The following is a 7,877-nucleotide window of genomic DNA, read 5'->3' as shown; positions in this document are numbered from 1 at the left end:
CGCCTCCTTTGATTTTGAGTTTGGCTTGCGACACCATTCTCATTCTATCACAGGAGGCTTTATTTTGTTATCCTCACCACTTCCGACTACTCTATTCTCCCCAGCATAGCTGGGGGATTAGACTTTTCATTCAGATGTTTAATGTATGAAATGACGAAACAGCCATCTTGATCAAGTAAAACGCAAGGCAATGTATGAGTTTACATGTCCTGGTTGCGGAAAGCAGTTCTCTGTTTAAAGTAAGCACCAGAGGAAATACTGTATAGCCATGCCCGCTATATTAGCGCGAGGTTCGGAGGTGTGACAGTATGAGCGAGAAAGAAATGAAGAACGAGACTCTCTGCCAGAGTGTTATGTGGGTGGCGAAATCACTTCTCAAAAAGGGTTGCATCACTTAGGGAGAGTATTGTCAATTTGATATAAAGATGACCGAGAAATATAGATAGATATTCGGCTTATTGACAGAAACTCACTTGATATAAGCGAACTTCAGAGTGGTGTATGCTGAGGAGTGATATTATGGGCATAATAAGAAAAATCGAACCGCCTGTGGCTCAGAAAAAATCGAAGAAAAGAATCACTGCTTACTCTTGCGTTTCAAGAGATACGGGCACCTGTTGCATTCCTTCTCCGACCAGGTTAGCTATTACAGCACTCGGAAGCGAGAGAACTTGGAGCAGATGATTAGGACGTACTGACCGGCAAGAACGATTCGATTATCCTGAAGTCGGTCGGCGATTCGCAAAAACATGACCGACAGTTTTACCAACATTCGACAAATCAAAGAGAGTGGTACCGAGATCTACTTTGAAAAAGAGAACATCTGGACATTTGACGTCAAAGGAGAACAGTTGTTGATAATCATGAACTCTCTGCCCCAGGAGGAAGCACGAAATATTTCGAAAAATACGATCTGGAGAGGGCAGAGAAAGCGCTTCGCTGATGACAATTACTATCTGAATTACGGCCAGTTCTTTGGTTACGACCGAGATTCGGAAGACAGATTGGTGGTAAATCAGGAGGAAGAAGAGGTGGTGAAATACTTTTAACAAAAATTTCTGGCAGAGGTTCCTGCTTACAAGATTGCACAAGGAATTGTAGCTAAAAGGCATTAAAGCGGCGTGGCGGAGAAAAAATGGTACTGGAACATCGTCTGCGGCATTCTGGTCAATAAAAAGTACAAAGGTGATGTTTTGTTTCTCAATTCAGAGGATCTATATCTTCGATTTACTTAGTAAGAAGACGTTTAAGAATCATGGTGAGATGTAGCAGTATTACATTGAAAATGATCACGAGGCGATTATCGATCCGAAAGTCTTTAAACTGACTCAGATTGAGATTGCCCGCCGGTCGAAAGCCGGGAAACACTACAGTGGCGTGGATATTTTCTCTTCAAAATCAAGTGTGGTCAGTGTAGCAGTTGGTACGGTTCGAAAATAGGGCACAACGATGACCGGTATCGTAGGATTATTTATCGCTATAACCACGAGTACATTGACGTATAAAAATGCTCCACACCGCATTTTTATAGAGGACGAGTTGAAGCAGTTCTTTGTGCGGGCGCTGAACTGCTGAATACGAAGGACAATCTGGAAGAGCATATCAAAATGTTGATTCGAATAGTTTCTGATAACACAGAGCTGATTGCCGAGTGTGATCACTTGGGCAGGAAATGGGTGTCATGGTCGGCATGATGAAAGACATGATTGCTGAGAATCCTCACCGGGCTTAGAATTAGACAGAATACTAGGAACTTAAGCAGTGCCTTTAGATATCAGACTCTGCTGATATCATACCACAGAATAACCAATGTAGATGAGATGGAAAGGATATATCCTAGGTGTCTCAGATCATCTATAATTTTATAGAAAGAATAAGTGCATAACCATCATTTCTACTGGCTACACACTTATTATACGAGGAGCTACAGCGATGGCAAAAGCAATTATTTACAAAGGCTACTTATCGGACACTGAGGCAGAACATTTTGAAAGACTGAATCCGGGGTGGACAGTCAAGAACTGCGATGTTCTCTGCTTTACTGATGACAGCGGAACAAGCACAGAATATGTGATTTTTACTGGCCCGTGGACAAAGACAGAAATGTGCCGGGATTGTGGGGAATGCTATGTAATTGCTTCCCTAAGTCAATATTTCAGAGTGAATAAAGGCAATTTGCAGGTAACCATTACTGGCAGGGATGAGTAAAAATTAATAAACAGCATGGGGCAAGGTTTTAATGTCTCGGATCTTTTGTTAATGAAATGAAACAGAATGTATCATTATGCAACAAATTGCATTGAAATGGCACCGAGCATGTGATACAATAAAACTATCGTTACTTTTGTTCGAAATTTGGATAAGAGCGGAGGTATAGAAATGAACGCCAATCAAAAAGAGCTTTTTATCAAGAATATGACAGAAAACCTTCCGACCTTGAGGAAAAAGCTTGATATTTCTCAGGAAGAATTATCTGAAAAAATAGGTGTAAGCCGCAGTACTATAGCTGGAATAGAGAACAAAAAGAGAACCATGTCATGGAATATGTTCCTTTCTCTGCTGCTTATTTTTATTAAAAATGAAGATACAGATAAACTTTTAAATGTAATGGGGATATATACGGATGAATTAAATGCTTTTATAAAGAAATGAGTCCGTTTTTTGGGACACCATCACTTGTATAATAAAATTGTAAGTATTAGAAGACCAATATAACAGAGAGGAGTTATAGATGCATACAATAGAATTGCCACCATATGCACCGACGCTGATAGAATCAACACGCGCGATTGGCTACTCCCTCGAGGCGGCCGTTGCCGACATTATCGATAACAGCATTGCTGCAGGTGCAAAAAATGTAGACATCTTCTTTTTCCCCGTAGACGGCGCATATGTAGCCATTCTTGATAATGGTAATGGAATGGGGACAGAAGAACTGAATTCTGCAATGCAGTATGGAAGCAAAAATCCCATAGATGCCAGAGATGCTAAGGATCTCGGACGGTTTGGCCTTGGATTAAAAACAGCCTCCCTTTCACAGTGCAGATGTCTTACTGTTGTTACAAAACAAGGAGACAGGATTGAAGGACGGCAATGGGACGTTGACCATGTCACGGAAACCGGTTCGTGGTCGTTGATTGTTCTTGAGGCTGAGGAATTTGAAAATATTCCCAACATTAATGAGCTCAGAGCGTACGAATCTGGAACACTAGTTGTGTGGCAAAAGCTTGACAGGTTAAAAGCGGGAGAAATCAATTTTGATCAGGCTTTGGGACGTAAAATAGATGGTGTCAGAGAACATCTTTCTTTGGTCTTTCACCGTTATTTAAGCGGAGAAAGAGGAATCACAAAGATGAAAATTTCTATCAATGGAGAGAAAGTACCAGCGGCTGATCCGTTTCTTGAAGCAAAAAGCGTACAGGCTATGGATGATGAAACACTTGTTGTGCATGGACAGAAGATTATTGTGCGGCCTTATATTCTTCCACATATATCTAAAATGACGTCTGCTGAAATAAAAGCATTAGGTGGAAAGGAAGGACTGCGAAGACAGCAGGGATTTTATGTTTACCGTAATAAACGATTGCTGGTATGGGGAACATGGTTCCGGATGATGCGTCAGGGAGATATGTCTAAGCTTGCACGTATCCGTGTAGATATTCCGAACACGCTTGATGATTTCTGGACTCTTGACATCAAAAAATCGTCAGCGCTCCCGCCAGCAGAGGTTCGTAAAAATCTGGAAATCATTATTGGTAAGATTGCTGAACGTAGCAAGCGTACCTGGACCTTCCGAGGCAAAAGGGAAATCGATGATAAGGCGATACATGTATGGAACCGAATGAAAAATACACATGGAGGTTTCTATTATGAAATAAACCGTGATCACCCGATGGTAAAGCAAATTCTGGAACAGGATCCAGATATCGCGCCAATGCTTGGTGCATTGCTGAAACAGGTTGAAACGGGGCTCCCGTTAAATCAGCTTTATGTGGATTTGAATAATGATGAACAATTGACAAATGATCAAGAACAAAGCGAGAAAGATATAATTGTTGCGTTGAAAAATATGTTGACTGATAGGATGTCTTCGGCAGAAAAACTGACGTTTTTGTCAGCTATGGAGAGCATAGAGCCTTTTTCGCAATATCCAAAATCTATTGCCAAGTTAAAGAAGGAGGCTTCAGAAAATGCCTAATACGAATGCAAATCCGAGTATTGAACAGCTTGAGAATACAATCTCAGCATATATTAATTCTGTCTATAAAGACGTGCCACCGACTGAAGAAGAATTTAAGGAAAAAGCTGATTTAATACGAGTAAGCACGACAGCGATTATGCCGGTAAATGATCAGGAATATGATGAGATTCTTAAACGTCTGAAGCAGACACTGGTTATCCAGATGGATATAGGGACTTATATCAATGACCGCAATAACGGACATCAGTCATGGCTTCCTGCTAAACGTGCCGATTTCGACTTTTTCTTTTGGAATCGCTATAAAAAGTATCTTGAAGAAGTAAAACATTGGAATCCGCGTGTTACGGCAAATCTTGGCAAAGTCTCAGATGAAATTCTGGATCTTTGCGGCGATCCAAGTGAGAAGCAGTTCCTTATCAAGGGCCTGGTGCTCGGCGATGTTCAGTCCGGCAAGACAGCAAACTACACTGCAATCTGCAACAAAGCAGCCGATACAGGATACAGAATCATCATTATCCTCGCTGGTATGCAGGAAAACCTGCGTGAACAAACCCAGGAACGTCTGGACGCCGAATTTACTGGACGAAAAAGTGAGTATTATCTGGATCCGAAGGCGGAACAGGGAATCAAAAATACCCCGGTAGGTGTTGGACGTTATGGTCATGATAAGAAGATTGTTGCTTTTACTTCGGTCACAAAAGATTTTGACAGCGCTGTACTTCGTAGCAATAATCTCGGAATTGAAAACGTTAATTGTCCTGTTGTTCTGGTAATTAAAAAGAACAAGAGAATTCTTAATAACCTCATCAAGTGGCTGGAGAGCAATAATACCCTTAATGCTGCGGGTCAGATTGAACTTCCACTTCTGCTGATTGATGATGAGGCTGATAATGCATCTGTAAACACCAAGGATCCTGATTCATCTCCAGCAGCTATTAACGACTGTGTCCGCAGACTTCTTGGAAAGTTCAGCAAGGCAACTTACCTTGGAATTACGGCAACACCTTTTGCAAACATCTTTATTGATCCGGGCAAAAATGATGACCTTTTCCCTGCGGATTTTATCTACGCTCTGTCAGCACCGACAAACTACATTGGAGCCGACCGAATATTTGGTGATGGCGGAGATTTCTCTGGAATGTTGCAGCCTATCGATACCTTGGATTTAGAGAGCGTATTCCCGCCTAAACATAAGAAGGATCTTGTGGTCAGTAGATTGAATGACGAGCTTATAGAAACGGCAAACTATTTCCTTTTGGTAAATGCGATTCGTGACCTGCGCGGCGACACAACTGAGCATCGGTCAATGATGGTTCATATCAGTCGTTTTACGAACGTTCAGAACCAAATTGCTGATCTGTTCCTGATATGGTTGGAACAGGTAAAATCAGACCTTCGCAATTACTCTCAGCTTGCTCCTTCAAAGGCTGAAAAAATCGAGAATATTCGCGCTCTTCATAATGTATGGGAAAAATATGCCCTGAGCATTGAAGCTGGTGTGGATTGGGAAGAGATTCTTCACACGTATCTTTACAGAGCTGTTGCACCTATTGATGTTCGTGCAGTCAATATGAAAACTGGTGCCAGCAGTCTGGATTATTTCAATCATAAAAATGATGGACTGCGTGTTATTGCGGTCGGCGGCAACAGCCTTTCCAGAGGATTGACACTTGAAGGTTTGTGTGTTTCTTACTTCTATAGGAATACGCAGATGTATGATACTCTCCTTCAGATGGGCAGATGGTTTGGCTACAGACCGAATTATGCTGATCTTGTAAAAATATGGATGTCTCAGGATGCCATTGACTGGTACAGTCAAATTACAAGAGCGACGAATGAGCTGAAAGATGAAATTATTGCAATGCGCAATGCCCATCAGACGCCGAGAGAATTTGGGTTGAAAGTTAGACAGGACCCGGGATCTTTAATTGTTACTGCCCGCAATAAAATGAGAACTGCTACCAGTATTACATGCCCAATTACGGTATCTGGACATCTGCTGGAAACGCCAAGGCTGAAAGCGGCACTGCCTATTTTAACCGAAAATGAAAAAGTATTTAAGGATTTTATTGCCAATCTTGCTTCGCAGGGTGAGCGTATACCATCTGATGATGAACGTGCAAAAGGACACTATTTCTGGCAACATGTTTCTGCAGAGTCAATTGCGCAGCTTCTGCTCTCATTTGAAACACACCCTTGGCATTTGAGTTTCAACGGCAGAGCCTTGTCTGAATATATCGAAAAACATGAATGGTCAAATGGCTGGGATGTTGTTCTGATGAATTCAGGCGAAGGATTCGCATATCCAGGCGGTATTGTATGCGGAGATGAAACACTCACAATTGCAAATACAGAAAAGCGAACTATCAAAGCTGATTCTAAAATGATTAGTATTTCCGGAACCAAGGTTAGAGTTGGTTCCGGCGGATGTACCCGAATTGGTTTAACATCTGATCAAATCGAATCGGCGAAAACAGCCTTTAAGAATGAAACTGGAAAGAAGAATGTTCCTGATAGCGCATATCTTGTAAAGGATAGAAATCCAATTTTGATGTTGCATGTTATTCAGACAGACCTGGATCCTGCATCGTCAAATCAAGATATACCTCCATTTCTGTTTGCATTGGGCATCGGTTTTCCGAAGACAGCTGGCGGAACTGAAACAGCCAATTATATGGTCAATCTTGTTGAACTGTCCAATTGGATGGATCCTGATGAGGAGGAAGATGAATAATGAACGACTATGAGCAGGAACTGAGAGAAAAATGGAGTAATATCAGTTATCAACAGGGCGGTTCTCTTGAACTTGGAATTCAGCATCCGCTCGAATGGCACGTTGGTTATTTTTCTCCGGAAGCAAAATCTATTGTTATTGTAAGCGATGAGCCTGTAAGCAAGATTGAATCATCGAAGAGCATTCAAGCCTCCTGTATGCCGCGTAAAGACGGCAGATATGCGACCTCCTTCACTCTTATTTCGCGAGAGCAGGAAGATGTATTTGTAACAATGTGTGGAGATATGATTCGGTTTTCAAGCACAGAAAATGACAGAGCTCGTTCTCTGATATGCGTTCTTAAGAGATATGCTGCATGGCTGAAGTTGCTACAACACAAAAATAGTGCTCTTCTTGGTGTGGCGGCTCAAAAGGGGCTTATTGGAGAACTGCTTTATTTGAAAGACAGAATCGAGAGAGGAATGCCTGCAGCTGATGCTTTAGCTGGGTGGGTAGGCCCCGAAGGTGCTGATCAGGATTTTGTTTATGAAGATGGCTGGCATGAGATAAAGACCACAGGTGCCGAGTCTGCTAAAGTTACAATATCTTCCGCAGAACAACTGGATAGTGCCCAGTCAGGAGAACTTGTTGTGATGCGTGTAGATAAATGCGCCCCGGCGCAGGCAGGAGCATTCACACTGCACAAACTGGTTCATCAGATCATAGGGATGCTTAATGTGAACGTTGAAGCAACTGATATCTTTGTTTTAAAACTCGGTAGCGTTGGTTACATTGACATGCCGGAATATGATCAACAGACTTTTGTATTCTCGTCAAAGGCAAGATATACGGTGGATGAAACATTTCCGCGTCTTGTTCGGAACAGCCTTCCGGCAGAAATTATCAATTTAAACTATGTGTTGAGTTTACCGAGCTTGGAAGATTGGAAAAAATAAGGAGGAC

At 41.9% G+C, this 7,877-nt stretch carries 7 protein-coding genes; all 7 read left to right on the top strand.

What is annotated here, in order from left to right:
* Window positions 1-308: 308 nt before the first annotated feature.
* The 7 genes from DW642_RS16835 (at window position 309) to DW642_RS15320 (ending at window position 7,870) form a co-directional block, all read left to right on the top strand.
* Complete coding sequence (locus DW642_RS16835; protein ID WP_442857746.1) at window positions 309-398, top strand: SHOCT domain-containing protein; 90 nt, start codon at window positions 309-311, stop codon at window positions 396-398.
* Window positions 399-749: 351 nt separating this feature from the next.
* Window positions 750-1,049 carry a hypothetical protein gene (locus DW642_RS15345; protein WP_117510943.1) on the top strand — a complete coding sequence of 100 codons (300 nt, stop codon included), beginning with the start codon at window positions 750-752 and terminating at the stop codon, window positions 1,047-1,049.
* Window positions 1,050-1,932: 883 nt separating this feature from the next.
* Window positions 1,933-2,208, top strand: a complete 276-nt coding sequence (locus tag DW642_RS15340) for a hypothetical protein (RefSeq protein WP_117510941.1) — start codon at window positions 1,933-1,935, stop codon at window positions 2,206-2,208.
* Between the two features lie 171 nt (window positions 2,209-2,379).
* Window positions 2,380-2,652: a helix-turn-helix transcriptional regulator gene (locus DW642_RS15335; protein WP_117510939.1), complete on the top strand. Its 273-nt coding sequence runs from the start codon at window positions 2,380-2,382 to the stop codon at window positions 2,650-2,652.
* Window positions 2,653-2,731: 79 nt separating this feature from the next.
* A complete protein-coding gene (locus DW642_RS15330; RefSeq protein ID WP_117510937.1) occupies window positions 2,732-4,198 on the top strand; it encodes an ATP-binding protein in 1,467 nt (488 codons plus the stop codon).
* Window positions 4,191-6,935, top strand: a complete 2,745-nt coding sequence (locus DW642_RS15325) for a Z1 domain-containing protein (RefSeq protein ID WP_117510935.1) — start codon at window positions 4,191-4,193, stop codon at window positions 6,933-6,935. Before DW642_RS15330 ends, DW642_RS15325 begins: the two co-directional genes overlap by 8 nt.
* Window positions 6,935-7,870, top strand: a complete 936-nt coding sequence (locus DW642_RS15320) for a PD-(D/E)XK motif protein (protein ID WP_117510933.1) — start codon at window positions 6,935-6,937, stop codon at window positions 7,868-7,870. Before DW642_RS15325 ends, DW642_RS15320 begins: the two co-directional genes overlap by 1 nt.
* The last annotated feature ends 7 nt before the right edge of the window (window positions 7,871-7,877 follow it).

The organism is Blautia sp. AM23-13AC (assembly GCF_003435675.1).
GTDB classification, from domain to species: Bacteria; Bacillota; Clostridia; order Lachnospirales; family Lachnospiraceae; genus Fusicatenibacter; species Fusicatenibacter saccharivorans.
The sequence above is the reverse complement of the archived record's forward strand: the minus strand, read 5'-3'. Positions and strand labels throughout refer to the sequence as shown.

Bases quoted from the DNA above. Each gene is read 5' to 3' on its own strand.
- DW642_RS16835 (WP_442857746.1), top strand. From the start codon at position 309: ATGAGCGAGAAAGAAATGAAGAACGAGACTCTCTGCCAGAGTGTTATG.
- DW642_RS15345 (WP_117510943.1), top strand. From the start codon at position 750: ATGACCGACAGTTTTACCAACATTCGACAAATCAAAGAGAGTGGTACC.
- DW642_RS15340 (WP_117510941.1), top strand. From the start codon at position 1,933: ATGGCAAAAGCAATTATTTACAAAGGCTACTTATCGGACACTGAGGCA.
- DW642_RS15335 (WP_117510939.1), top strand. From the start codon at position 2,380: ATGAACGCCAATCAAAAAGAGCTTTTTATCAAGAATATGACAGAAAAC.
- DW642_RS15330 (WP_117510937.1), top strand. From the start codon at position 2,732: ATGCATACAATAGAATTGCCACCATATGCACCGACGCTGATAGAATCA.
- DW642_RS15325 (WP_117510935.1), top strand. From the start codon at position 4,191: ATGCCTAATACGAATGCAAATCCGAGTATTGAACAGCTTGAGAATACA.
- DW642_RS15320 (WP_117510933.1), top strand. From the start codon at position 6,935: ATGAACGACTATGAGCAGGAACTGAGAGAAAAATGGAGTAATATCAGT.